23 protein-coding genes are annotated in these 26,635 nt (G+C 38.3%); 16 read left to right on the top strand and 7 right to left on the bottom strand.

Going from position 1 to position 26,635, the window contains the following annotated elements:
• Positions 1-29: 29 nt before the first annotated feature.
• The 10 genes from IGK82_RS11900 to IGK82_RS11855 all read left to right on the top strand — a co-directional run bounded on the left by IGK82_RS11900 (position 30) and on the right by IGK82_RS11855 (position 10,969).
• Complete coding sequence (locus IGK82_RS11900; RefSeq protein WP_010709928.1) at positions 30-731, top strand: hypothetical protein; 702 nt, start codon at positions 30-32, stop codon at positions 729-731.
• 33 nt (positions 732-764) lie between these two features.
• Entirely contained in the window at positions 765-1,526 is a 762-nt protein-coding gene (locus IGK82_RS11895) for a hypothetical protein (RefSeq protein ID WP_010709927.1), read from the top strand.
• A 39-nt stretch (positions 1,527-1,565) separates the two neighbouring features.
• Positions 1,566-2,075 (top strand): DinB family glutathione transferase, encoded by a 510-nt coding sequence (gst, locus tag IGK82_RS11890; RefSeq protein WP_002361063.1) that lies wholly within the window; start codon positions 1,566-1,568, stop codon positions 2,073-2,075.
• 137 nt (positions 2,076-2,212) lie between these two features.
• Entirely contained in the window at positions 2,213-2,677 is a 465-nt protein-coding gene (locus IGK82_RS11885; protein ID WP_002401614.1) for an RNA polymerase sigma factor, read from the top strand.
• Positions 2,678-2,679: 2 nt separating this feature from the next.
• Positions 2,680-3,606, top strand: coding sequence for an anti-sigma factor (locus IGK82_RS11880; RefSeq protein ID WP_002365315.1), 927 nt, complete (start codon positions 2,680-2,682; stop codon positions 3,604-3,606).
• A 150-nt stretch (positions 3,607-3,756) separates the two neighbouring features.
• A complete protein-coding gene (locus tag IGK82_RS11875) occupies positions 3,757-5,538 on the top strand; it encodes a hypothetical protein (protein WP_010830683.1) in 1,782 nt (593 codons plus the stop codon).
• Positions 5,539-5,649: 111 nt separating this feature from the next.
• The gene (gene truA, locus IGK82_RS11870; protein ID WP_002359105.1) at positions 5,650-6,390 is read left to right on the top strand and encodes a tRNA pseudouridine(38-40) synthase TruA; all 741 of its coding nucleotides are present in this window, start codon (positions 5,650-5,652) and stop codon (positions 6,388-6,390) included.
• 102 nt (positions 6,391-6,492) lie between these two features.
• Positions 6,493-6,876 carry a potassium channel family protein gene (locus IGK82_RS11865; RefSeq protein WP_002355036.1) on the top strand — a complete coding sequence of 128 codons (384 nt, stop codon included), beginning with the start codon at positions 6,493-6,495 and terminating at the stop codon, positions 6,874-6,876.
• 128 nt (positions 6,877-7,004) lie between these two features.
• Positions 7,005-8,267: a serine/threonine transporter SstT gene (gene sstT, locus IGK82_RS11860; protein WP_002355037.1), complete on the top strand. Its 1,263-nt coding sequence runs from the start codon at positions 7,005-7,007 to the stop codon at positions 8,265-8,267.
• A gap of 149 nt (positions 8,268-8,416) precedes the next feature.
• Positions 8,417-10,969, top strand: coding sequence for a cation-transporting P-type ATPase (locus IGK82_RS11855; RefSeq protein ID WP_010709923.1), 2,553 nt, complete (start codon positions 8,417-8,419; stop codon positions 10,967-10,969).
• A 5-nt stretch (positions 10,970-10,974) separates the two neighbouring features.
• Here IGK82_RS11855 and IGK82_RS11850 read toward each other — a convergent pair whose 3' ends face one another.
• The 5 genes from IGK82_RS11850 to IGK82_RS11830 all read right to left on the bottom strand — a co-directional run bounded on the left by IGK82_RS11850 (position 10,975) and on the right by IGK82_RS11830 (position 17,553).
• Positions 10,975-12,414 (bottom strand): helix-turn-helix domain-containing protein, encoded by a 1,440-nt coding sequence (locus IGK82_RS11850; RefSeq protein ID WP_016622069.1) that lies wholly within the window; start codon positions 12,412-12,414, stop codon positions 10,975-10,977.
• Between the two features lie 100 nt (positions 12,415-12,514).
• Positions 12,515-13,696 carry a hypothetical protein gene (locus tag IGK82_RS11845; RefSeq protein ID WP_002359110.1) on the bottom strand — a complete coding sequence of 394 codons (1,182 nt, stop codon included), beginning with the start codon at positions 13,694-13,696 and terminating at the stop codon, positions 12,515-12,517.
• 42 nt (positions 13,697-13,738) lie between these two features.
• Positions 13,739-15,163, bottom strand: a complete 1,425-nt coding sequence (locus tag IGK82_RS11840; protein ID WP_002413762.1) for a DUF1116 domain-containing protein — start codon at positions 15,161-15,163, stop codon at positions 13,739-13,741.
• Positions 15,150-16,709 (bottom strand): acyl-CoA synthetase FdrA, encoded by a 1,560-nt coding sequence (fdrA, locus tag IGK82_RS11835; protein ID WP_113843954.1) that lies wholly within the window; start codon positions 16,707-16,709, stop codon positions 15,150-15,152. Before fdrA ends, IGK82_RS11840 begins: the two co-directional genes overlap by 14 nt.
• Entirely contained in the window at positions 16,687-17,553 is an 867-nt protein-coding gene (locus IGK82_RS11830; protein ID WP_002361070.1) for a DUF2877 domain-containing protein, read from the bottom strand. Before IGK82_RS11830 ends, fdrA begins: the two co-directional genes overlap by 23 nt.
• Positions 17,554-17,680: 127 nt before the next feature.
• On the opposite strand from IGK82_RS11830, the gene IGK82_RS11825 reads away from it, so the two are divergent.
• From IGK82_RS11825 to IGK82_RS11815, 3 genes are all read left to right on the top strand, one after another.
• On the top strand, positions 17,681-19,339 hold the full coding sequence (locus IGK82_RS11825) for a PucR family transcriptional regulator (protein WP_016622067.1): 1,659 nt from the start codon (positions 17,681-17,683) through the stop codon (positions 19,337-19,339).
• A 207-nt stretch (positions 19,340-19,546) separates the two neighbouring features.
• A complete protein-coding gene (locus IGK82_RS11820) occupies positions 19,547-20,755 on the top strand; it encodes a chloride ion channel protein (protein ID WP_025194132.1) in 1,209 nt (402 codons plus the stop codon).
• Positions 20,756-20,779: 24 nt separating this feature from the next.
• Positions 20,780-21,436 carry a glucose-6-phosphate 1-dehydrogenase family protein gene (locus tag IGK82_RS11815; RefSeq protein WP_002387340.1) on the top strand — a complete coding sequence of 219 codons (657 nt, stop codon included), beginning with the start codon at positions 20,780-20,782 and terminating at the stop codon, positions 21,434-21,436.
• 51 nt (positions 21,437-21,487) lie between these two features.
• Here IGK82_RS11815 and IGK82_RS11810 read toward each other — a convergent pair whose 3' ends face one another.
• Entirely contained in the window at positions 21,488-22,555 is a 1,068-nt protein-coding gene (locus IGK82_RS11810) for a choloylglycine hydrolase family protein (protein WP_002367364.1), read from the bottom strand.
• Between the two features lie 176 nt (positions 22,556-22,731).
• Between IGK82_RS11810 and IGK82_RS11805 the strand changes: the two genes are divergently transcribed.
• Entirely contained in the window at positions 22,732-24,393 is a 1,662-nt protein-coding gene (locus IGK82_RS11805) for a SulP family inorganic anion transporter (RefSeq protein ID WP_016622065.1), read from the top strand.
• A gap of 164 nt (positions 24,394-24,557) precedes the next feature.
• Here IGK82_RS11805 and IGK82_RS11800 read toward each other — a convergent pair whose 3' ends face one another.
• Positions 24,558-25,250, bottom strand: a complete 693-nt coding sequence (locus IGK82_RS11800; protein ID WP_010821133.1) for a hypothetical protein — start codon at positions 25,248-25,250, stop codon at positions 24,558-24,560.
• Positions 25,251-25,442: 192 nt separating this feature from the next.
• Here IGK82_RS11800 and sylA point away from each other — a divergent pair, with 192 nt between their 5' ends.
• Positions 25,443-25,895, top strand: a complete 453-nt coding sequence (gene sylA / locus IGK82_RS11795) for a transcriptional regulator SylA (protein ID WP_002359121.1) — start codon at positions 25,443-25,445, stop codon at positions 25,893-25,895.
• Positions 25,896-25,913: 18 nt separating this feature from the next.
• Entirely contained in the window at positions 25,914-26,426 is a 513-nt protein-coding gene (locus IGK82_RS11790; RefSeq protein ID WP_002399070.1) for a GNAT family N-acetyltransferase, read from the top strand.
• The last annotated feature ends 209 nt before the right edge of the window (positions 26,427-26,635 follow it).

Below are 26,635 nucleotides of genomic sequence, written 5' to 3'. Positions count from 1 at the left end.
CCTTTCTATATGATAGGAGAGTATTTTTAATGAGAAGTGATCGACATCATAATAACAAGTATTTAGGAATAGTGATTGGATTATTAATTGTTATTATTGGATTATTAGTATTCATCTTAGTGAATGGGCAAACAAATTTAAAAAGAAAGACGGTAGAAGAAGTAGATGCAACACCATCTTCCTCGACAAAGACCGTTAGCAGTTATTCAAGTACCTCAGTGGTGAAAGAAAGTGAAAGTAGTTCAGCAGTTACTACTATTTCAGATGAAGAAAATGTGGCTGCAGAAGCAGTAAAAAAACTCTCCACTAGCCAACGTGCGGCGTTAGTTATTTTGGGTGCGCCTTCAGGATGGCGGTTTAATGGCTATCCAGCTCAAGAAAATTCGAATCAATCAGTTCAAGAGATTGCTTTATCCAATATGAATGCCATAACGTTAACCAAAGTAAGTAGTAAGTTAAGTGATAACACTAGTGAAAATGATCAAATGTTTTTTGCAACGGGGAAAAATATACAAGGTGTTGGCGGTGTTCCCTCACAAATCTATGCGTTCGGACGTGATGGTGAAATGATTTACTATTATGTTGTTAAAACAAAACTGGATAATTCATCCGCTCAACCAACAGCGATAAACTTGGGACAAGCTAATATGAATAAAATTTGGAAAAATTTTTTTGATGTGGGTGATTTAAGTAGTATGAATCGAGTGGCGGATCAGATTGTCATAAAGTAATAGAGCACTGATTTAGAAAAGGAGTTAAAGCGTATGTTTAATCATCGTCACAAAAAAAATAAATACTTCTTTGTTGTGATTATACTGCTACTAGTCATTATTGGGTTACTTATTTTTATTATTGTTACTGGTGGGAAAAATTCTGAAAAACAAACAAAAAGTTCCAGCAAAACAACCCAAACAACAAAAATTAGTAAAGAGAGTTTGAAAACCATACCTCAAACAATGAGTTCACAGCAAAATAGTTCAACAAGATTAAACGAAAGGAATTATACGGAGTCAGAGAAGCGAGCAATAACTAATGAATTTCTGCTCTGGGCTAGTAAGCGAGCAGAAATTGGTGGAATGGCTGTTACCACTAGATTTTTTGATCATGGAGCTAGTGGTAAAGGTGATTGGTATGCATTAACACCAGATTGGCAAGCTATTTTAGTTCAGCGGCAAGATTCATCTAGACAAAATAGCTACTCTATTCAAGCCTTGGGTGGGGTAACATTTTATACTTCGAAAGATGGCACCTTGGGCCAGTCTGATAAAGTAATGACTTCGGCTTTAGCAGCAGGCTATAATGAAGTTGCTGATTTAGGAAAACCAATTATAAAATATTTACTTGGTGATGATGGTGAAATTTATGAATATCACAGTAGTGGTTCTTTTACAGATGGTTTTTATGAGATGGATGATAAAGGCAATCGGCAAGAAAATGGAAGGCCTATTCAAACATTTACCCTTTCCGCAGATACTGCAGCCAAAAAAGAACTACAACGGATTCTTTTGCAGTATAATAGAAAATAGAAACGAAAGAACAGGCACCAACACAAAGGAGGTATTTTTATGAAAGTCACTCAACTTTCTAGTGAAACCCTTGACCGAGCGCACGAACGTTTTGAAGAAACCCTTGCGCAAATGACCGTTGCCGAAGCAAACACGATGCCCGCACCATTAATTAAGTCTGTTACTTGGCTAATGTGGCACACAGCCAGAGAATTAGACCTACAAATTTCCGCACTTAATCATAGTGAACCGTTATGGCTTAGCCAACACTGGACAGAAAAATTTGCCTTGGATTTGCCAGATGAGACAGAAGACTGGCATCACACACCAGAAGAAGCGGCGAAAGTCGTGGTGGCAGAAAAGCAATTGCTTAGTGACTATTTGGCTGCTAGTGTGGCACTTACCAAAAGCTATTTAGACCAAATCAAAGAAGAACAATTGTCAGACGTGATTGATAAAAATTGGACCCCGCCGGTGACTAGACAAGTCCGTTTAGTTTCAGCGATTGATGATGCAGTGATGCATTCTGGGCAAGCCGTTTATACACGAAGATTAGTCATTGGAAAATGATAAATAAGCAAAAACAAAAATGCTTCTGCTTAAGCAGGAGCATTTTTTATTGAGAGAAAAATACATAAAAATAATGAACGAAGGACTGTCCACTTTTTCCCTAGTTGAAACGTTGTATAAGTGAAAGGAGAAATCAGATGAAAAAGGAGGCAAATTTTGACGAAGTACTATTTTCTTTGGGGCAAGAAGTCATCCAAGTCTTGATTCACCGAGGAGCAAGTCTTGAAGATGCACAAGATGCAGTGTCGCAAACGTATACAACGATTTTTTCAATATTACCTGAAATTACATCAGAAAATCTACGCCCGTGGTTTTTCCGAGTAACATTTAATTACTACATTACGATGTATCGAAAAAAGAAACGAGAACGCACTTTTGTGGCAAACAGCCATCCTGTGCAATCAATAGAAAAAATGGAAGGGCAAGAGTTATTATTATTGATCGATTCCTTAAAAGATGAGGAACAAGAACTAGTACTTTTGAAATATTATTATCAATTATCGTATGCCGAGATTGCGTTGATTTTAGAATTATCTGTTGAAAATGTTCGCAAAAAATTGTATCGCACACGTCAAAAATTAAAAAAAGAACTGGAGGAATAGAAGTGGATTTAAAAAAAAGTATTCGTAAAGCGAAAAGAAAACAATTTATCGTGATTGGTGCCATAACCGTTGTTAGTTTTGCCGTATTGTTTGTCGGTTTTTTTGTGGGAATGGATAAACTTTCGACGAAAAACTATCATACCCTACTAGAAGTAATTAATGATCAAGAAATGATTGCTTCACCAAACACTCAATTAGATTCCCAAGTAATTGCTAATAGTTCGCCTTTTGGGGGCGAAGTTGTAACTAATCGTTCAAAAAATATTGATGGTTACACGGTGGAGTGGAGTAATTTACGTAGCAGATATAGCTTTTTCAGAAATTCGATTGACTGGAATGAAGTCTATCCTGGTAGCTATTATTCTTCTAAGAATTTTTATGAATACAACCGACAAACCAAGCAGAAAGTAGCATCTTTTTATAACCCAGCGATTACCAATTACTATGGTGGTATCAAAAACGAATTAAGTGAATTAGATAAAATGGAAAACCAAGTAGCGGAAGTGGCGATTTCTTTTGATAAACCTTATCCATATGAAGAAGTCCGCAAAATGTTACCGAGCAATGTCAACTTAGTTTGGCTCTATGTTTACTCCGAAACGGTTAATGAAAAAGAGGGTCCTTCTGGTACGCTGCCTTATGGTTTTCAATTAAGCATGGACGATCAAAACGAAATATTTGATCCTGAAAACGACAAGCAACACTTTTTTGAAACCTTAGAAAAATCCCCCATGTTTGCTGACAACCAAGAAGGCCAAAAGTTTATCCAACAAAATAAAAATAAAAAAGTCGAAAAATTACCTATTTGGGGAGTCATGCTCACCGGACAAACCAAAAATTTCAAAGCCTTACAAAATGAACCTTTTGTTCGTGGGGCTTCAATTGGCGTGACCGCACCTATCGTTCCTTATATTCAGCCAGAGAAATAAACGTTCTTCAAAACTCTAAGCCTTCCGACTGATTTTGCTTCAACGATATTGTCAGTAAAAATAGAAAACGTTATAATAGAATGGATCACAGGAAGTGCTTCTACAATGCGTGGGAGCACTTTTTTACTTATCTATGAGGAGGGCAAGTGAATGTTTTTTAATTTTATTGGGTTAACGTTATTTTTTGGTATCGGGATCTTAGTTGCGAATGGCGCCAAAATTGTAGCGAATAAAGGGAAAAAGAGTAAGGGGACCATTCTATTAATGGTGATGGAATTGCTCTTGTTAGGTATCTTTTTATTTGTGACTTTGCCAAGTAAAAATCTTTCAACCGTGTTATGGATTAATCTGATTGGCGCAGTGATTGCTAGTGGGGTGTTATTAAGTACACGCTTAGCTAGTAAAGTCGAAGTTCCTGGTATCCAAAAGGGCCGCAAAGAAGTAGGGAAGAATACCAACAAAACGGCTAACAAAGACTGGTCTGGCAAAATTTTGGGTGTTGCCGTTTTGGCAATGATTTTGTTGACTGTTGTCAGTAGTATTACCAGAATCTCTTCTATTGATGAAATTTATCAAACGATTCCTTTAAAAACGGAAGAAAAAGCTGAAGTTTTAACTTCGGCGAAAGAAACACCCATTGCGATTGCACCACAAACGGCGAAACGAAAAATGTTACAAAAATTTTCTGTCATTCCCAATTCCAATATGTTTACTTTGGATGGTATAACGGCACAAGTTGTCAATGGCGAGTATGTTTATGTAGCAACAGTCGAATTTAATGGCTTCTTTAAATGGCTAAAACTGGGGGAAGTACCTGGCTATTTCATCATTAGTGCGACAGATATCAACGCACAGCCAGAATTTGTAGAAAAACCAATTGTTTATACTCCTTCAGCTTACTTTGGCAAAGATGCTGCACGAAAAATTTATTCCGCTTATCCAGGTTATGCAGCAACTGGCACAATCAATTTAGAGTTGGACGACCAAGGAAATCCTTACTATATTCAAACGCTTTACAAAGAGTATGGGGTTTCTGGTCGCATGCACTATAATGAATTTAAAACGGCGGTATTAAATGCTACAACAGGAGAAGTTAACGTTTATGACAGTCAAAAAGCCCCAAGTTTCGTTGATGCGCCGATTACTAGTTCAGCGGCGAATAGCTTAAATGAATTCTTTGGTCGTTACAGTCAAGGCTGGTGGAACCAGACAATGTTTGGTGCCAAAAAAGATGTTAAAATTCCAACTGAAAATGGTATTTATGCATCAGGACAAATTACGCCGATGATGAACAAGGAAGGGAACCAGTTGCTTTATTTTACGGACTTTACAAGTAGTGAAAAAGACCAAGATTCCGCTTTAGGTTATTCCTTAATCAATGCCCGAACAGGCCAAGTTACGTATTATCGTGATACTAAAGTCGGCATTATGGATAGTGATGGCGCCATTTCTATCGCTTCAAAAATTTATCCAGAAAAGAAATGGAAAGCTAGTATGCCAGTCCTTTATAACATTGATGGCGTGCCAACGTGGATTGTTTCGTTAATGGACAGTAAAGGGATTTTCAAAAAATATGTCTATATAAACGCCGTAGATAATGATATTGTGATTGATGCAGACACGGCACAAGGCGCATTAGACGCTTATCGAATTGAGTTAGTAACCAAAGGAAGTAACAATGAAAATACAGACAAAGCCAACTTGAAAACGATGCAAGGTAAAGTAGCTCGTGTCTCAGTAGTAGCTGGGGAAGCGCAAACGGTAGTTTCATTTTTACTAGAAGATGAAAAAACCATTTTTAGCGTAACAACTAATAACAGTCCGCTGGCGCTATTCTTAAAAGAGGGCGACCAAGTGACATTTAAAGCCGTAGTGACTGAAAATGCTAAAGCAGCGAATGTTGAAGAATTGAAAATTGCAGGATTAAACTAAATAAAACACCTCTTTTCTATAGAAAAGAGGTGTTTTATTCTTGGAAAAGAAGAAAAATCCACTTATTTCTGCTATGATAAGAGAGAAAAAGAATACGAAGGAGCTTCGCCCATGCGCAACATAAAATTAACCATTGAATACGATGGTAAAAGATACTCAGGTTGGCAACGACTAGGCAATTCAGAGAAAACGATTCAAGGGAAAATTGAAAGTATTTTAACACAAATGACGGGTGAACCGATTGAAATTATTGGCTCAGGCAGAACGGATGCCGGCACACATGCACGTGGTCAAGTAGCGAATTTTAAAACGACTAGTTCACTAACAACAACCGAAATGTTATCCTTTTTAAATCGATATTTACCTGGCGATATTGTTGTTAAAGAAGTTACAGAAATGCCTGAACGTTTTCATGCACGGTATAATGCCACAGGCAAACAATACAGCTACTATGTTTGGAATAGCCCAATTCCTAATGCCTTTGAACGGTATCATAGTTTTCACTTTCCCAAAGCGTTGGATCAAGAAAAAATGGAACAAGCTTGCCAAAAATTAATAGGGACCCATGATTTTATTGGCTTTTCAGCATTGAAAAAAAACAAAAAATCGACTACTCGAACGATTGAAAAGATTACGATTGAAAGAAACGGCGAAATGTTACAGTTCACTTTTGTGGGCAATGGGTTCTTGCATAAAATGGTCCGCATCCTCGTTGGGACACTTTTAGAAATTGGTGCAGGCACCAAAGAATTAGCGATAATTGATGAATTGTTCGCAACAAAAGTCCGAGAAGGCGCAGGTGAAACGGCTCCTGCACAAGGGTTATTTTTAGATGAAGTGTATTATAAATAACAAAAAAATAAATTTTCTTTAACCACACCAATTAAAAAGTTGAACTTCATCTAAAAAGTGCTAACGTTAAGAAGAGATTAACAATAGAAAGAGGTCATTTTTTTGCTATCTTTACTTATTTCTGTCAAAAAACTATTTTCATCTTTTTTAGGTATCTTAAAAAAAGAAGACACTCGTGCCTTGTTCTTTTTACTGGCAACCACGTTGTTGAGTGGGACTATTTTTTATTCAACAGTGGAAAAATTGTCGCCATTAGATTCGTTATATTTAAGTTTCATGACGTTAACCACGATTGGTTATGGAGATGTGCATCCAGTTACTGACTTGGGAAAAATTTTCACCATGGTTTATGCTACAGTAGGCTTGGGGATTATGGCTATGTTTATTTCGGTCGTAGCAAAATCCTACTTGTATTCTAAACAAAGTCATCACCACCATCACCATAAAAACAAAGAACATTCAGCGGAAAAGTCTTCAGAAAAATAGACGAAATTGATGAGTTGACCAAGTGTTTCTCGAAAAATGAAAGTTTTTTGAGAAACACTCTTTTTTTATCTTAATAATTATGGTAGTATGTCCCAAACTGTATTTTATTTTAAAGGAGCGTGAAGTGAATGGTCAAAGCGATTCGGAAATTATCGTTAATTCAAAAAATCATGATAGGGATTGTGATTGGAACCACCTTGGGTTTCTTGGTGCCAGAATGGACCTTCATCAGCGTTCTTGGTGAATTGTTTGTGGGCGCCTTAAAAGCAATTGCGCCGATTTTAGTTTTTGTCTTAATTATTGCGTCGCTAGCCCAACAAAAGGCTGGGGCGAAAACATATGTTGGATCAATTTTAGTTGTGTATCTGTTAGCGACATTTTTGGCAGCTGTTGTTGCAGTGACGGCAAGCTATCTGTTTCCCGTTAAGATTGTCTTGGAGGCGGCGCAGGAAGCGCAAGCAGCCCCAACGCAACTTAGTGATGTTTTAAGCAATGTGTTAACAAGCGTTGTCCAAAATCCGATTCAAGCGATGATTGAAGGCAATTATTTATCTGTTTTATTTTGGTCCTCATTAATCGGTATTGGGCTACGTCAAAGTTCGGTCGCTACCAAGGATGTGATTGCCAATCTTTCAACAGGGATTACCACGGTCGTTCAAATGATTATCGGCATTGCGCCAATTGGAATTCTAGGTTTGGTGTTTCATTCGGTGGCAACAACAGGCATTGCAGGGTTAGCCAAGTATGGTCAGTTACTATTATTGTTAATTGGTACGATGGCCGTGGTTGCTTTAGTCGTTTATCCAGCGATTGTTTTTTGGAATATTCGGCAAAATCCGTATCCGTTAGTCTTTTTTGTATTAAAGGAAAGTGCGATTCCCGCATTCTTTACACGCAGTTCTGCGGCCAATATTCCCATTAATATGGAATTGGCGAAAGCAATGGATTTAAATGAAGAATCTTATGCGGTCTCTATTCCGCTGGGCGCAACGATTAATATGGGCGGCGCAGCCATTACGATTACCATTATGACATTGGCGGCAGTCCACACATTAGGCATGTCCGTGCCAATCTATTTAGCATTATTGTTGAGTATCATCGCCGCTGTTTCTGCTTGTGGGGCTTCAGGAATTGCTGGTGGTTCCTTGTTGTTAATTCCGCTTGCATGTAGTTTGTTTGGCATTTCCAATGATATTGCCATGCAAGTCGTCGGCGTTGGCTTTATCGTCGGCGTAGTCCAAGATTCCATTGAAACAGCGTTGAACTCTTCTAGTGACTTGTTGTTTACCACCTCAGTTGAGTTAGCAGACCGACGTAAAAATGGTGAAATTATTGATGTCAAAGCGTTAATTGGCAAAAGTCAATTGGTGGTCGAACAAGAAAATATTTAAAAGAAAGGAACAACCCGCTAAAATGCGGGTTGTTCCTTTCTTTAATAATCTCGGCCCCATTTTTTTCAGGGGCCACTGAAATTATCGACCATTTTGTGAAGAAAATCCTCTCTATAATAAAGGTATCAAGTAAATAGGAGGTACACGAAATGAAATGGTATCAACTTTCCTCAACAAAAGTAATCGAGCAGACTAAGACGAAGCAAACGGGTCTTTCTAGCGAAGAACGTCAGCAACGTTTACAAACGAATGGTCCAAATAAAATTGAAGAAAAACAACAACTGAAAACGTGGCAAAAGCTAGCCAAACATTTTACAGATTTACTAATGGTGGTCTTACTCGCTGCCGCAATTCTAAAATTTGCCACAGGCGAAGTGGTCGAAGGAAGTATCATTTTTCTAGTGGTACTTGTCAATGGCTTTGTCGGTTATTGGCAAGAGCGTAAAGCAGAAGAATCATTAGACGGCCTGAAACAGATGATGGGCCAAGAGGCAGTCGTTCTAATTGATGGACAAAAAACAACCGTTTCTTCTGAAACATTGGTTCTGGGAGATGTAGTCACGTTACAAGCTGGCGATGTAGTCCCAGCAGATTTGCGCTTATTTGATGTTCATAATCTGATGATTGAAGAATCAATTTTGACAGGCGAATCAGAAGCCGTGGAGAAAATTACCGGTTCCTTGAATGAAGAATTGCCAACAGGCGATCAAAAGAATTTGGCTTTTTCAGGAACTCTTGTCCAAGCGGGCTCAGCCTTGGGCGTTGTAGTAGAAACAGGAGATTCCACTGAAGTTGGAAAAATTAATCACGCGTTGCAGTCAGTAGATCAAAAAACAACGCCGCTCGTACGGAAAATGCACCAATTAAACAAGCAAATTTTCCAAGGGATTATGGTCTTGATCGTGTTTCTGATTTTCTTTACCACTTTTCGTCATGGCATGGAATGGAGCCTCTTATTTTCTGCGATGATTGCATTAATTGTAGCAATGATCCCAGAAGGCTTACCTGCTGTGTTAACGATGATTTTATCGATGGGTGTTCATGAGATGGCTAGAGAAAATGCGATTATTAAAGGCATGCCTTCCGTTGAAACATTAGGCTCAATGACAGTTATCTGTTCAGATAAAACAGGAACGCTAACTAAAAATGAAATGACGGTAATGGATGTAGTGACTGAAGAAATGACCATTGTCAAAGAGATTATGGCCAACTGTCAAGAATTGAAATTACAAGACCAACAAAAAATCGCCGACTTACAAGGGAATCCTACCGAGTTAGCTTTATTACAATATGTTGATCAGGATCAACTGTCTTTACGCCCTGTAGAAAAGAAAATTCCGTTTAGTTCAAGTTACAAATACATGGCCACTCGCCATCCGCAAGCAGAAGGTTCAATTATTTATGTCAAAGGTGCGCCAGAAGTATTGTTACAACTTTCTACGTTATCTGATAATCAAAAAGGTGCTTGGCAAGCACAAGCTGCGCAATTAGCGCAAAAAGGACAACGGGTATTAGGTTTCGCTTATAAGACAGTTACGTCACAACAGGAACTGACACATGAAACATTGTCAGGATTGACGTTTGCTGGACTGGCAGGCATCATCGATCCGCCAAAAGAAAGTGCCATTCAAGCCGTCAAAGAATCTCAAGAAGCAGGTATTTCCGTCAAAATGATTACCGGAGACCATAAAGATACAGCGCAAGCCATTGGCGAGCAGGTTGGTTTAAAGCATACGAAAAAAGTTCTTGAAGGATTAGAAATTGATGTTATGTCAGATGAAGAATTAGCTCAGCACGTTCAAAAAGTCGATGTATTTGCACGAACGACGCCAGAACATAAATTACGAATTGTCACGGCGTTACAAAACAATGGCGAAATTGTCGGAATGACCGGCGATGGTGTAAACGATGCGCCAGCACTAAAGAAAGCCGATGCCGGAATTGCCATGGGAATTAAAGGAAGTGAAGTAACCAAACAAGCCGCAGATATGGTTTTGGCAGATGATAATTTCCATACGATTGCTAAAGCCGTGAAAGAAGGACGCCGCATTTTTGATAACTTGAAAAAGACGATTACCTTCTTCTTGCCAACCTCTTTAGCACAAGGTTTAATTGTTGTCTGGGCGCTTTTAATGAATCATCCTCTACCGTTGACACCTGTCCAAATATTATGGGTAAACATGGTAACTACGATTACTTTGTCTTATGCATTAGGTTTTGAAAAAGCGAGTGCTGATACAATGAAACGACCACCAAGAGATGTTAACGAAGGCATTTTAACAAAGTACAGTATTTTTAGAATCGTCTATGTGTCGGTACTCATTATGGTACCAGGTTACCTTATGGCATTACAATTTGAGGGCCAAGCCTTACAGCAAACGTTCCTCTTACAAAGTATCGTCTTAGCGCAAGCAGCGTATATGATCAACTGTCGTAAGTTGGTTGATCCGTCGTTAAGCACAGGATTTTTCCAAAATAAAGTGTTGTTTGCTTCATTAGGAATCCTCTTTTTACTACAAGCGCTAGTAGTTTACTGGCCAGTAGCGCAGCAATTAATTGGCACAACTTCTTTAAATGGCCTTCAATTAGCAATGATTTTCGTCCATGTTGTGAGTCTGTTTTTCCTTGTTGAAGGGGAAAAATATATAACCAAACGATTCATGACGAAAGAAAGCCAAAAAACTAGCGAATGTCCTCGCTAGTTCCTTTAAAAATAAGAATGAAGAGTGAGCTCTGCTAGTCGGCGGAGTTCATTTTTTGTTGGAATTAAAGAGAGATAAAAGACAGGAAGATCAAGATGATCCAAGGGAAAATTGGAAATAATTATGTCGACTTCATTTAACGTCAACTGGCTTAGTTCCACATATTCAATGGCTTGTAATTTCACACGAGTACCTAAATAAGCAGCTAATTCTTGTTGTAAAAAAGCTTTCCAAGCAGGTTCCCCTTGAAAGAGGAAATAGGCAGTCATCGTTTGCGCCTGAATAGAATAACTGGCTTGTTTTTCTAACAAAGAAGCCAAACTAAGAAAATAAGTTGGTTCTTCAATCGTGGTGTAGCGAGATAAAATCTCCAAAAGTTCTTGGTTGCTCTTTGATAACGCAAGGTCCTCCGCGGCTTGTTCAGTCATTAATTCTTGATATTCCAATTGAAATTGCTCAGAAAGTGTTGGGGACTCGGTATATTTAATGAATAACAATAACAGATTATCCAATAAATTTGTTTGGATTAAATCAGGCCGGGCTTCTTCAGTGGACAAATTAGTGACAAACTGTTGTAACGACTTTCGCAGCTGACTGTAATGAGTGTGGAGCGCAGAAGCCAACGTTTCGCCATAGACATTATCGTAATTCCAACTTTCTAAGAAACAAAAGAAGGCGAAAAAACTTTCTTCTCCTTGCAAATAGATGCCTTCAGAAGCATAAAGTTTTGCCAAGGACGGTTGATAAAGTTGAAACAAGACATCTTTTGAATCAAAAGAAAATTGACTCACTCGGCAATTGGCTTTGTTGCGAATCGTGTTAATAAAAAACCAACAAGCGCCAAAAATTTCTTCCGTTTCCACCGTAAACTCACTACTGTAAACTTGTTTCAAAAATTGAAAATAATGCTCCTCATGAATAGAATAATCGTCAAAAAAATAATTATTATGAGTAAAAGGCACCAACAAACGATGATAAAAAATCCGAATATTGCTTTCTGCCCCGATTAACTGAATGGTGGCTGTGGTTAGCTGAATCGTTAAATGAAAATCACGTAAGGCCAGATTCATCTTTTTGATATGTCGCTTCAAAGTTTCATAAGAAACACCACTAGTGCTCAAAAAAGAAGTTGTCACTAACTCTTTCGTAAATAGTAGCTCTTTTAATAGTTGAATACTAATGGATTGAGGTAAAAATAATGACCAAAGCTCATTGGTTTGCGCATTCCCCTGATTGCGTAACCGAATACCACTGCTATCGGTTTCAATGGACCAGTCGGCGGGTAATTGACTGCGAATATACTGTAAATCCGAAAAAACGGTTCGCTCTGTCGTTTGGATTTGCGTGGCTAAACGCTTGGCTGTCAGCTGGGGAACATTTAACAACTGTTCCAACAAACGAATTTGCCGAAGCAAATCTTTTTCCGTTATCACACGTTTTAACATGGAGTACATGGCAAAACCTCCTTTTGCTTAAGAATACGGATAAAAAGGGGATTGGTCAATTAAAAAAAGAAGCGAATCGTCATTCGCTTCTTTTTATTCACTATACAAAAATATCAAATGTATGCAAAACGGCTGACAATAAAATGGTTACAACAGCCATTCCTGATACAAAGCCGACAGCGCCAGGAACAAACGGAGGTAATCGTTTAGCAATATAGCTACCGACAGGGGCCGCACTAATTCCTGCTAAAACGGCGATGGTCAGGGAAAGCCAAAAGCCACCACCCATCATTAAAATCACACCAGGAACAATGCTGACCAGTGGCATAAACGTTGGATACCAACCTTCTTCAGCGAAATGTTTTCGATAAAGAAAAACACCAACAGCCGAAGCAATCATTTGTCCCATTAAAATGTCAGGAACCAAGCCAGAACCATTTGTAATATGATTAATGTTGACAAACCAATCTGTTAAAACGCCTAGAATTACCAAACCTCCAACTAACTCATTTCCATAAAACCAAGCTTCGGAGAAGTCAGCAAAAGTGCGTCGTATTGACCATTGAAAGGTTTGCGTATTTTCAATTTTAGGTTGTTTTTGCCGCTTCTGAGCGATTGGTGCAACAGAAGGAACCATCCAAGGAAGTTGATGACAGATGGCTGAAACAATCCAGCCAACAAAAGCCATTGTGGTAACGTTGGAAACTGTCCCAGGTACATTTAAAAGGGGCATCAATTGCGCATTCAGCCAATTGGCAAACGGAAAGGTGAAAAGCGCACTCAACAGAGAAATCGTTCCTAATTTTTTCCAGCCAGGACCATAAACGAGCGTTAAAGCTGGCGGCGTGCCGACCACCACAATAAACGTTGGTAACCACAACACTTCTTTTGTAAAAAAGCGTGTAAAATCAAAAACATAAATAGTTAAAAAGAGGGAAAGTAGCTGAGAAGCAAGTACCCAAGGCCAAGCACCAGAACCACCAGCAATTGCAAATCCCTGCCATTTTGAATTTTTCCGATAAAGTTGCCAAGCAATCAGACCGCCGATTAGTAAGAAAAGCGTTGTAAAAAGTCCACCGTAAAATTCTCCTTCCGTGAAGTTCATAACAAAATAGATAAATTTGTAAAATCCCTGCTGATTCACTTTGGTAACTACGTCATTGTAAGGAAAAAAATTAGACACATGTCGAAAGCCATTCATGATCCAATACAGGAACATTCCCAAAAAAATTTTTACAACAAGAGCTAAAACGGCTTCGTAATTGATCGATTTATTTTTCATATGATCGCTCCAAAAAAATGACATTTTACTAAGTTTTTGAAATTAGTTTATTGTAGCTATTAAAGCTTTTAGTGCCTCGTTAAAGACATTTGCTGGCGGATTAGTCAATCCAGCGCCAATCATACCAATCCCCGGTTCTTTATGAGCAATAGCAGTATTAATGACAGGCAGCATCCCTGTTTCTAAGACTTTTAAGACATCGATGCCTGAAGGAATCCCCATAAAATCTAAAACAGGAATCGTGACATTGGGATTTTCTTTCGTAGTAATTTCCAGCATTTCTTTTGAATAATTCAATGCTTCTGCCACTGTTCCGCCAACTAATGGGACAATTGCTGGTGCAGCTGCCATGGCAAATCCGCCAACACCATACGTTTCTGTAATAGCACTATCGCCCATATCCAAACCAGCATCTTCTTGTGTGTAACCAGCAAACATCGGACCAATCACCCGTTGGGCAGGCCCCGTAAACCAGTGATTTCCACCAATCCCACTGACACGAATTCCAAATTCGACCCCGTTTCGACACATGGTGGTGACAATTGTACTATTCTCCACATTATGCCCAGCATCTAACGCACATTTAGCGGCGCCCATCCAAGTCGGACCAGAAAAATAGTCAGAACTGCCAAGAAATTCAAATACTTCTTTTAATTGTTCACGAGAAAAATCAGTTTGAACCATGTAAGGTGTTAATGCTTGGACTAACAACGTACTTCCAGCTACATTGCGATTATGACACTCATCGCCCATATGCAAGGCTTGCGAAAGCATTAAGCGTAAATCAATGCCTTCTGGACAAAAAGTCATGGCATCATGAAGTAATGGACCTAAAACATCGCGCATCCAAATCAGGCGATCCACGACGGATTGATCATTTGCACCAAATCGTAAAACTTTCGCCAATTGTTCACTTAAATTAGTAAAAGCCGTGTTGCCGTACGTTTCATTTTTGATAATATGAACGTACATATTCGGAGAAGTCACGCCAGCCATAGAACCAACGGCATCATGTTCATGACAAGGAGAAAACGTAATCGCGCCAGAACGAGCAACCCGATCGGCATCAGCTAGATCTTTTGCTAATCCTTCAAAAACAAGCGCTCCTTGAACGGCACCTTTCATCGGTCCGCACATATTTTCATAAGTAATGGGTGGCCCAGCATGTAAGATGGTCGTTTCAGTCATATCGGGCATGACATTAATTGCTTTATCAAATCCTACTAAAATAGGTTTTGATTGAATAATGCGGGTAACCGCTTCTTCGTTGGCTTGTTGGATTTTTTCATAAAGTGTTGGATTTTTTAACTGATCCAATAATTTTAATAGCTCTGGGTCGCCATTGGCTGGCGGTGCCCAATTTACTTGATGTGAAGGAATCCCTTGTTTTTTCATATCTTCATGAATAAAGTCAATGCCTACATTGATCGTATCTAAAGGCTGTTTAAAAAGATCATTTCTGCTCATGTTCGTTCGCTCCTTTTACAAAAGTTTTGGTGGCTTCGCAAAGTTGATGACTGCTGTCGACAACGAGAACCTCTAAATCTTCTAAAATTTTCCGCTGTTCATGAATATCTTGTGGATCTTCTTCGGTCCCTAAAACATAGCCAATAATGGCTAACTCACGCCCATCTGCTTTTGCTATTGCTTTGGCTTCCTTTAACGCCTCCGCTAACACGCCAACAGGATTTTCGTGAGAACCATAACCTAATTCAAAATCTAACGCTAAAACTGCCACTTCAGGATCTTTGGCTTCTTGAAGAATGCGAGTAATCCGAGAAGTCGGATCGATCATTGGATGTGGGCGGCCTTCTGTGAAACGATCATCACCGAAATCAATCAATGTATGTGCTTGGCTGTGGTCAGGATTTGCTAATTGTCGTTCAGGAATTTTATGAATATTACTATAAACATCATCAGAGACTTCTGTTAAAGCATACAAAAGTTCATCACAAAGAGTGCCACCACAGAACAACCCACGAACAAATTTTTGAGAAGGGGCTTGTTGCTGTTGGATAGCTGTTAACATTGCGCCTGTCGGATTTTGATAGAGGCTGGTTTCCGCTTCCTGTGTTTGACTAAATTGAATCACTTTTTGAACTGCATCCAGAGAAGAAGTAGCAAAAGTGACGTTGTCTATTTTTCGTTCCGTTTGTTCACTGGCGATAAAATAAATAACAACTGGTTTAGTTGAAACAGCTAATTTTTTTAAAATTTTCTCTGTTACTTCTGGAGCAGGCGGTTTAGAAATAAGCAAAATTGCCTTAGTTTGTTCGTCAGCCATTAAAGCATCCAGCCCGTCAAGCATCATCAGCCCACCAATTTCAGCAGACAAATCACGGCCACCAGTACCAATTAATTGTGAAATCCCATAACCATATTTATGGATTTGGACACTAACTTCTTGGCTGCCTGTACCAGAAGCGCCGACAATTCCAATATCTCCTGAACGTACTTCGTTAGCAAAACATAACCCGACGCCATTAATAATCGCTGTTCCACAATCAGGGCCCATCACAAACAGTTCTTTTTCGTGTGCTTTTTGTTTTAACGCTAATTCCTCGTCAACCGTCACGTTATCACTAAAGAGCATGACGTGTTTTTGCTGATCTAAAGCTTTATGCGCTTCTCGTGCAGCAAATTTTCCATTGACAGAAATTACAACTAAGTTGGCATCAGGCTCTTCATGAAGGGCTGAATCTAACGTCTTATAGGTTACTTCAGAAGAAGCGGTTTTCTTTTTCTTCGTAAATAACTCGTCGACTTGCTGTAAAATTTCTTCTGAGTTCGCTTGGTCATCAAGATCTAAAACAATTAATAAATCACCTGTTGTAACATGATCCAAGGCGGGTGTATATAAACCAACATTCCGAATCACTTCAAGATTCATGTCGGTTCCCATCCCAATCATTGCAGTTTTAACTCCAGCCAGTTCATTGGCTCGTGTTGAAATGGTCATTAAAGTAACTGAATCAAAATAGGCGTTCTCTTTAATTACTGTTTGAATTGTCATGATTATTCTCCTCACAAAATAGTTTTAAACCAAAAATAATGCCGCAAAGTATGTCGCTTCCTGAAGTTGAGCCCACCTCCTCTAAAGCTGAAACCGCTTGAGCCATTTCGTTTGTATTTCCACTTTCAATTGATAAAAAAACACGCTGAACTAGCTGAGAAAACCGCTCGTTCACTGCTTCATGGATTTCCGCATAACTGACCGCATTCGTTCGTTCCTTGGCTAGCACAGCCAGCTGTTGGAAATTCGAGGGAAGCTGCTGTAATGCAGAAAAACTAGCAAGTAATCCTGTGATAAAATCATCGCCAGTGGGGGTTAAACCAATCCCCAATCCCAAAATCTTCGTTAAACAATCAAGAGCTATTTTAAAAGATTTTTGCTCCCAAGCCTGTTGAAAATGAATCATTTCTTTTTGAATCTGGGTCCGACTATAAGAATCAAAAAGAAAGGTTGACGGCGAAGCAGGAAAAAGCGCTTGCCAAGGATTGAAACGAGTTTGCTGAATATACGTTAAAAAAATAGCTATTTTTGTTTTACTGGGTGTTAAATAAAGTGGCGTTGGTTGCCAAATTTGGGCATCGGCTAGGGTTAATTGTCGTCGGCCTAACCGGATAAACAGGGGCTCAATTTGGACAGGTAAATCAGCGAAATGGCTAAGTTTTTTTTCATCGAGTATAATCGTGTTAGGTGCTATATGTTCGGGATGCGTTGAAATGGTCAAGAGAATTTCTTGGGTGTCTACATGACCATAATTAATAGCGTGCGTAAAACATTGCAAACTAGTCAATGTTTGATGAGGGAGTTTCGATAAAATCGTTTGGTCATAAGCTAAAATTTTTGTCATTCCAACGACCTCCTTTTTAATAGCGCTTTCACGACCTCATAATAAAAGAATCCAGCACGCTAAACAATTGCTAAAAATGACATTGATTTACAAGTTTGAATGGACAATTTGTACATTGGGAGGATAAATGATGTTAAAAGTGAGTGATTTATTAACGTTAGAAGAATTACCTGGCATTACCTTAGTGGCAGGACATAAAAATCAGGACCAACCGATTTTAAAAGTCAATATTTTAGAAAATCCTGATATTTTAGATTGGCTAACAGCAGGTGAGCTGCTGTTAACGACAGGGTACATATTTAAAGATGATCGGAAATTACAGAAAAATTTTTTGAAAGAACTAGCCAAACACCATTGTGCTGCCTTGGGATTTAAAACCCAACGTTATTTTGAAGAAGTTCCACCAGACCTAATCAAATTAGCAGATGAAATGAACGTTCCTATTTTAGCAATTCCTTACAATTACACCTTTTCGCAAATTGCTGACGTGTTGAAAAGTCGTGTCACGTTAGAACAATTTGACATGAATGCGCAAGAAACCGCATTGCATAATAAAATTTACCAAATCTTAGAAACGGGAAGTAGCAGTTTTCATTTGCTGCAGGATCTAGCAGAAACCATTCAAAATCCTGTCTTGTTATTGAATGACCACTTTGAAGGAGTTAATTTTTTTGACTTGCCTAAAAATCCAATTCGTATTTCTAGCATTTTAGAAGATAGACAAGAAACCTCAGAGTTCCAAAAACAATTGCTGGAACAAAGTCATCCATTATTACGCTTTTATCAAGAACCGATTCATTTACAGTTGAAACTCCAGAACCAAGTGGTGCCAATTGAAATTTATCCAATTAAAAAGAAAAATGTTATTTTATATTATTTACTCGTCTGGAACACCTTGGCCCCATTACGGCCAGTCGATGTGGCTCATTTTAAAATCACAGCTCATTACTTACTTTTACAATTGCAATTGGAATACTCACGGAAATTTGAAGAATACCAACAACGAAACGAATTATTTTTTAAGCTGATTGCGCATGAAAAGAGGGACCAAGCTGTTTTCCAACAATTTCAACAATATTATCGCTTGGCAATAGATAAGCCCTATGCAATTTTGCTAATTTCATTAACCTTAAATGAACGCCAAAGGCAAGAAAGAATGTCTATTTTAGGCAACCAGCTAAACCAAGTTATCTTAGGGGACAAACAAAAAATTGTTTGTATTGAAATTGACAGTTCCTTTGTCTTATTGGTTGAAGATCCACCTGAAAAAGAAGGCGATTATCTGAAAATGATGCAACGCCTAGCACAAAGTAGTATAAATCAGTTAATGAAAGTACAAGAAGATGTGGAACTTTTCCTAACAATAGGACCTAAGATTCAAGGTCTGACCCAGATTCATGAATCTTATCAACAAGCGATTGACGTTTTAGCCTTTCAACGTCAATTCATTGTAGAAAAACCTGAAATGAGGATTGCTTCCTACGCGAATTTTCATCTTAGACAGACATTGCAACGTTATTTTTTAGAAGAAGGACAAGCAACCCTCAGAAAAAAATATCTTCAACCATTGAAGAAAAGTGATCAACAGCAACATACCGACTTTGTCCATACACTGAATGTCTATTTTCAATCAAAACGAAACTTGTCTCAAACAGCCAAAAAGCTCTTTATTCATCGTAATACTTTGTTACAACGATTGGAGAAAATTGAACAGCTAGTGCTGTTGGATTTTGATAAGGAAGTGGACTTGTTGGCGCTGGAAGTGGCGTTGTTTGTGGGAACTTAAGAAGCAATATAAGTGGCGGTTTTTAATTTAATGGAATATATATAGCCAAAAGAAACGATTATACAAGAAGGATAATTTGATCAATAAAAAATGGAATCTTTTCATAACCTCAATTTTTTCAAAAAAATAAATCCTTCCCAAAATCTTCAAACACAAACCACTAACTATCTGCTACTATAAAAGAAACAACTATCATTTGGAGGAAGTATGTGTAACAGAAAAATGTGGACAATTATCGTCAGTGGGTTATTTTTAAGTAGTATCATCGCGGGAATTTCAGGAGCATTTTTAATCATTGAAGGAGAGCTAACGACTCTGCTCTGGGAGGTGTTGCCAGCGCAAATGAAATGGCCAATTCTCTATTATTTTGTCTTGTGTGTGCTAGGAGCGTTGGTATTGAGTTATCTGAAGAAACGCTTCGGGCAAATACCACAAACGGCGCATGAGGCTCTGACAGAATTGAAGGCGAAACAATCGGTCGATTATTCAGGTGTGTTTAGAAATTTATTGGCCGCCTTGGTAATTTTAATTTTCGGGGCTGGTGTCGGTCCTGAAGCTGCATTGTTGGGAGCAATTATTTCGTTGTCAGTCTGGCAATCTGATAAGTTACGGTACCTTTATTTTCATTATGACGAGCAAGAACAGCAAGTATTTTGGACAAAAATTCAGCGCTTGCTACATCCGCAACAGTTTGTTCAGCGCTACGATACGATGCTCGCTCCTGTGGATAAAAAGAAACTGAAACAAGTGATGAACGGGTTATTTATTGTGAACGGGTTGGTGGTGTTTACCTTTTTAATGAAATTGGTGGGACACCCATCGTTTATTACGAAGTTAGGAACTGGAAAAATTGAAATGGCTTCGTTATGGCTGATTTTACCCGCTTTATTAACTGCTTTTGTGATTGGTAACGCCTATCAATGGTTGCAAGCTGCTCTGGCTAAACTATGCCAACCTTTTGAAGAAAAGCAAAGCATACTGGTAAGCTTTGGTGCAGCCTGTATTTTTCTCTTTGTTATTTTAATGCCAAGATTACTATTTTCAGGACAATCTTTTATGCATTTAGTTCCTAGTTTTGGTAGTCAACAAGCCTGGTATATCTTGGTAATCGCTGCGATAATGAAACTAGTATTTTTACAAGTTTGTTTACACACGGGTTGGATAGGTGGCGATATTTTTCCCGTCGTTTTTTCAGCTATTTTAATCGGGTTTGCGGTCGCACAATTTTTTCCAACAATTAACTCGCTTTTTGTTGTCGCAATTTTTGCTACGAGTTTAACAACCCAAATCTTAGGAACGATTCTTGTACCAGGCATTTTTGTGGGGCTTTTTTTCCCAATCACGCTTTGGCCAGTTGTAGTCCTTGTGTTATTTTTACAATGGCTATTGAAAAATAAAATTATTAAGAGTAACTAGAAGATACTAAAAAGAGGGAATAAAATGAACCTAACCCATCAAGACTTCAACCTATTCAACCGAGAAATCTTCACATTTAAACAACTCAAAGAGCAACAAACATCAGCAGAAATCGATGCCTTAAAGCAAACCTACAAGCAACATTGGGAAAAGTGGAAAGCCTTAAACCTCGCAATCGCCCAAGGTTTACCAGCTGAACTCGGCATCACTAAGCCGAAAATTGAAAGCTGGACCAACGGCTGGAATTTACGCAGTCATTTCTGGGCTGCGTATCGCAGTGAGCAACGTCAAGCGGAAAATGCTTGTTTGGCGTTGTTATTAAATAAAAAGCAATTTCAAGTGTATTTGATGTTTCAACATTACAAAAGTGAGGAGCGGACAGGCTCAGTCGTCGCTTACAATCAATTGCTTAATCGTTTAGAAGCTTGGAGTCAAACCATCGACTGCGAAGGCTATTATATTTGGCCGCAGGAGGAGCATGAACTAGTGGACCATTTGCCTTTAAAAGATTATTTAGCAGATGAAAAACAACGGAAAATTCTAGAAGAGCGGATAGGCAATCGCTCATTTCAGATCGGTAAGTTGTGGTTTGCGACGGAAAAGCTTGAAACGATTGAAGAAAAAAGTTGTCAGGCGCTTCAAGAATTAGCGCCGTTGTATAACGCATTATCTGAAAAATGAACGAAACAACGTCTCTGACCAATTACCTGGTCAGAGACGTTGTTTGTGTTTTTATTGATTTAAATCTGTTAGTAGTAGCTCGTTAGAAACAGCAAAAGTAGTAACTTCTGTTAAAGCTGGATCCAAAGTGTATTTTGTAAATGAGGTAGTACTTTCTGGTTGGACATACATGGTTAAATTAGTTACATCATATCCTGACCAATAATGTGTGAAATCAGACAGAGAATTACTTTGACCTAAATGGCCAATTCCCCGAGGAATCATCACTGTTTGGAAGGCGCGATAGAGTTGCATAATCCCTTCAGAGCTATCAAATTCTTGGAGATTGTCAGAATAGTATAACGCACGAATGAAGCGTGACGGCGAAGTGAAGTCTCCTGGGATTCCTAATAGTCCGTAAGAAGTCCCACCTTCAATTGGGTCAAGTGTTGCGCCTGATTTTAAAGTGTAAGGTTCCTTAATAGCATAGTTGCGCATCCCGATATAGTTTCGTGCATTGGTTAAATGATAATTGTATTCTGGACTGTTTGTGACTACGCCAATCGAATCATAAATGACGAACGCTCCGTTATCTGTTGGTTGCAAAACGATACTATTATTATTTTTATCATTAATGGTCCAGTGTAAGGTAAAATGAACTTCCCCCAATGAATCAAGTTGGAATTTTTGATCTAACAGGCCGATTTTTTCAAAAGCTACTTTTACTTCGTCAACGCTTTCAAAATTACTCAAAATATAAGCAAGTACTTCTTCTGCAATATGAGGTGTTAAACCACGATCTGCTAAACTTTCAGCAGGTGCTGTTGAAGATTCCATTAAATATTGAATATCACCAGATAAGCCGGCTTCATTGATACCATCTGTGATAGCAAGGCTGACGGTTTTACCATCGTTCGCTGGTTGATCTGTGCCTGACATTGCTAGTCCCATAAAGGCATATTTTGCCGTCCAAGGATTTAGTTGGCTGTTTAGAACTGTACCTTTTGGAAATTGAGCAATTAGAGTAGGGATTTTTGGTGCAATTGGATCTTCGTTGCCAAAAAAGTCAAACGTAAAATCCATCGTACGTCCATAAAAAATATCATTTGTTTTGGAAATAATCTTGATGCCTGTACACATAATAGTTTCCCCCAATTAATGTAAGTTTGTGAAGCCTGTTTACTAGTTAAGCATATCATACTCTAGGAAACAGCGGTGGCTAAATTCCTAAAATATTAGACAATTTTGTCTAAATGAGGTGAAAAAAATTTTTTAGCGATTTCCTTCACAAAACACCTTATTATCTTTCCGAAAATATGATATCTTTAGAATGGAAATTTCATGAAAAGAGGATGCGAATGTTTAAAAAGTACACACAAATGATAAGGGATGAATTTAAAGGGTATAATCAAAAAAAAATGAAAAAAGATTTCTTGGCAGGTTTGACTGTCGCAGCCGTCGCGTTGCCATTAGCGTTAGCGTTTGGGGTCTCTAGCGGTGCTACTGCAGCAGCTGGCATGATCACGGCGATTATCGCTGGAATTGTGATTGGGAGCCTTTCGGGTGGGTTTTATCAAATTTCAGGACCAACAGGTGCGATGGCAGCTATTTTAATGTCAATTGCGGCAGTGCATGGCATGCAAGGGATTTTGTTGGCCACCTTTTTGGCGGGAATTTTCTTGCTTTTGGCAGGGATTTTGCGCTTAGGGAGCTTGACTTCTTTTATTCCGTCACCGGTCATTACCGGGTTTACTTCAGGAATTGCTATTATTATTGCGTTGGGGCAGCTTGATAATTTCTTTGGGGTTCGTTCAGAAGGACACAATTTAATTGAGAAAATCAGCAGTTATCGTTCATTGGGCTTTGATTTAAGTATACCAACGACGGTTATGTCGATTTTAGTGGTGCTTGGATTAGTGTTCTTTCCGAAAAAGTGGAATGCGATGATACCAGCTTCATTGGTGATGATTATTTTAGCTACTTTAGCAACAGTGGTTTTTCAACTGCCAGTGGCCACTGTAGGGAAAATTCCGACAAGTATTTTTAGTGATACACGTTTGGAACTTGGTTCACTTCAATTAAGTGCGTTTCAGGATATTTTGGTGCCTTCGATTAGCATTGCTATGTTAGGTATGATTGAAAGTTTGCTTTGTGGCGCTTCGGCTGGTCGCATGACAGGGAAACCATTAGACAGTAATCAGGAACTAGTGGCACAAGGAATTGGCAACTTAATTTTGCCATTTTTCGGTGGCGTGCCTGCGACGGCAGCGATTGCCCGCACGAGCGTAGTGATTAAATCTGGTGCGCAAACACGTTTAGCGGGTATTTTTCATGCGGTCTTTTTATTGTTATCGATGTTGCTTTTATCGCCAGTCATGTCTAAAATTCCCATGCCTGCGTTAGCTGGTGTTTTAGTGGTGACAGCGTGGCGAATGAATGAATGGTCGGTGATTAAAGAATTCTTCCAGAAACGTTTCCACACAGCCTTATGTTTATTCTTTTTAACGATGGTAGCGACCGTTATTTTTGACTTGAGTTTAGCTATTGTTTTAGGGGTCTTAGCGGGTTGCCTGTTTTTCATTGCGAAAAGTGCCGTGATTACGATTAATGTCGAGGAAGTTGATTGGTCAAGAATGGGGCTAGTACCGACCGATTGTACGGAAAATTGGGTGGTGGTTTATTTGAGTGGCCCGTTATTTTTCATGTCTTCTGAACGATTGAAACAAACGTTACTGCAATTGGAAACAAAAAGTGGTGTAGTATTTTCAATGCGAGGAGTTCCTAGCATTGATAGTACGGCGTTAGATATTTTAGAAGAATTTTGTCTCGCAGCAGAAGGTCGCGGACAACAAGTTCAGTTTGCCGCTCTGCAACCAGAAGTTGAGAAAATGATTCGAACCATTCAAGGAAATCAAGAGAAAGAATACCATTTCTCAGTCGCAGAATTTTTACAAACGGTGCATGTTGCAGAACCATAATTCATTTTCAAATGAAATGTTCTATTTTCTATCGCGAGCTTAATGGGTGAAGAAATAAGAAAAATAAGTGGGGACTAAAACGAGTTTCTAGAGGAGTTCCTAAAAAATAATAAAGAGAAAACTTCTAAGTATGAAGTTTTCTCTTTATTATTTTTTTTGGTTATTTATTGAATTACTTCTAGCATAACGTCTTTTTGATCATCCGTAACATTGCCTGCGTAGTTAGAAGTGATTAAAGATATCGAACCATTTTTATTGTTGAATAAGTATAAAGTACCCGATCTATTTTGTTCATCGTTTGAAGAAATATTAGTTCCTAAAATTAACTCTGTATTTACTTTAACGGTGCGAATACTGTTATCGGCCGCTGAAAATATTCTAATCTCTTTTGTAGGAATTGTATTTATAGATAGCTCATATTTATTAATGGCTTCTTTCACTTGACCATTTTCAGCCCCAAACAATTTAGTTCGGAAGGTAGCAGTTGGTGTTGAATTTAAGTTTTCTAACGTAATTGAAGTTGGCACATTCATTCCTTTAAAATTAAATACTAGTGGATTGTTTAAACTACTAAGATCGACAGCATAAGGTGTTGCTTCTAAAGAATTTGCTTCTTCGACATTTGTGGATACTTCATTTTTAGACTTTGCCGAAGCTTGAGTGGTGCTGGCACTTTCTGAAGTTTCTTTTAGTTTATTATTAGAGCTTGTTTCTGTGCTAGAACTGTAATGATTAGTACTGCTTTTTATTGATGTTGTATGATTGGTAGAATTTTCTTGTTTTTTAGGTTCATTCGCTTTTTGAGAACTACAACCTGTTAAAAAAATAACTAAAATAACACAAAATAATTTTTTCATACTATTCCTCCTATAGACGCTATAACTAATTTTATCTTACTTGTTAATATAACAAAAGAAATAATTATTTTATTTTCACGAATGCTCAAATTGTTTAAATCTGTAGTTTTTATACTTATTTTTGTTGCATTTGCAACAAAAATAAGTTACAGTAATGACAATCATAAAATATTAGCGAAAGGAAGTGTCCTAGTGACAGATATTTTAAGAGAAATTGGCATGATTGCGCGGGCCTTAGATTCAATCAGTAATATTGAATTTAAGGAATTATCTTTAACACGAGGACAATATCTTTATTTGGTCAGGGTCTGTGAAAATCCTGGGATTATCCAAGAAAAGATTGCCGAACTGATTAAAGTTGATCGAACCACAGCGGCGCGGGCGATTAAGCGTTTGGAAGAACAAGGCTTCATTTATCGTCAAGAAGATGCAAGCAACAAAAAAATTAAGCGGATTTATGCCACAGAAAAAGGGAAAAACGTTTATCCAATCATTGTGCGCGAAAATCAACACTCGAATCAAGTTGCTTTGCAAGGCTTGTCAGAAGTGGAAATTTCACAATTGGCAGATTACTTAGTCCGGATGCGTAAAAATGTCAGCGAAGATTGGGAATTTGTCAAAAAAGGGAACACTCGAAATTATTAAGGAAAGGACGACTGATTGATGGGAGAAATAAAACAATTAACAATAGAAGATGCACCAGCGTTACAAGAAATCAGCATTGAAACTTATACAGATACTTTCGGACCATATAATACCCCAGAAAATATGCAAGCCTATTTAGTAGAAGCCTACAATTTAGAAAAATTACAAAAGGAATTGGCTAATCCCCACTCTGACTTTTATTTTATCTTTGTCGATAATCAATTAGCTGGCTACATGAAATTAAATCGTGAGACGGCACAAACGGAACCGATGGGGCCAGAAAAGCTCGAGGTTGAGCGATTGTATATTTTGCCTGCGTTTAAAGGAAAGAAGCTGGGGACACAATTGTTAGAACTGGCGGAAGAGAAAGCTCGTGAATTTGGTAAAAACGCACTGTGGCTAGGTGTCTGGGAACACAATGATGCGGCGCGGGCATTTTATAAAACGATTGGCTACCGCTATTACAGTCAACATTCATTTTTTATGGGAGACGATGAACAGACGGATTTTATTTTGTTAAAGGAATTATAGCAAGAAAATTTAGAAACAAAGATTTCTGATAAAATCAGAAATCTTTGTTTATTTTTTTGACTAAAATTAAGCATTTTTTTTATTTTCAAAATGTTATTTTTTAAAACGTAAAAATTGAAAAAGAAGATTTTGAATCTGTGAAAAATTGTCGATCTTGTGAGAAAACTCTTTTGTCAGTGTCTTTTTTCAGGATGGGTCTCTTCCTGAAA

It is taken from the genome of Enterococcus sp. AZ197, assembly GCF_050556405.1.
GTDB classification, from domain to species: Bacteria; Bacillota; Bacilli; order Lactobacillales; family Enterococcaceae; genus Enterococcus; species Enterococcus faecalis.
Note: the sequence above shows the minus strand (reverse complement) of the source record. Positions and strands in the feature narration are given on the sequence as shown.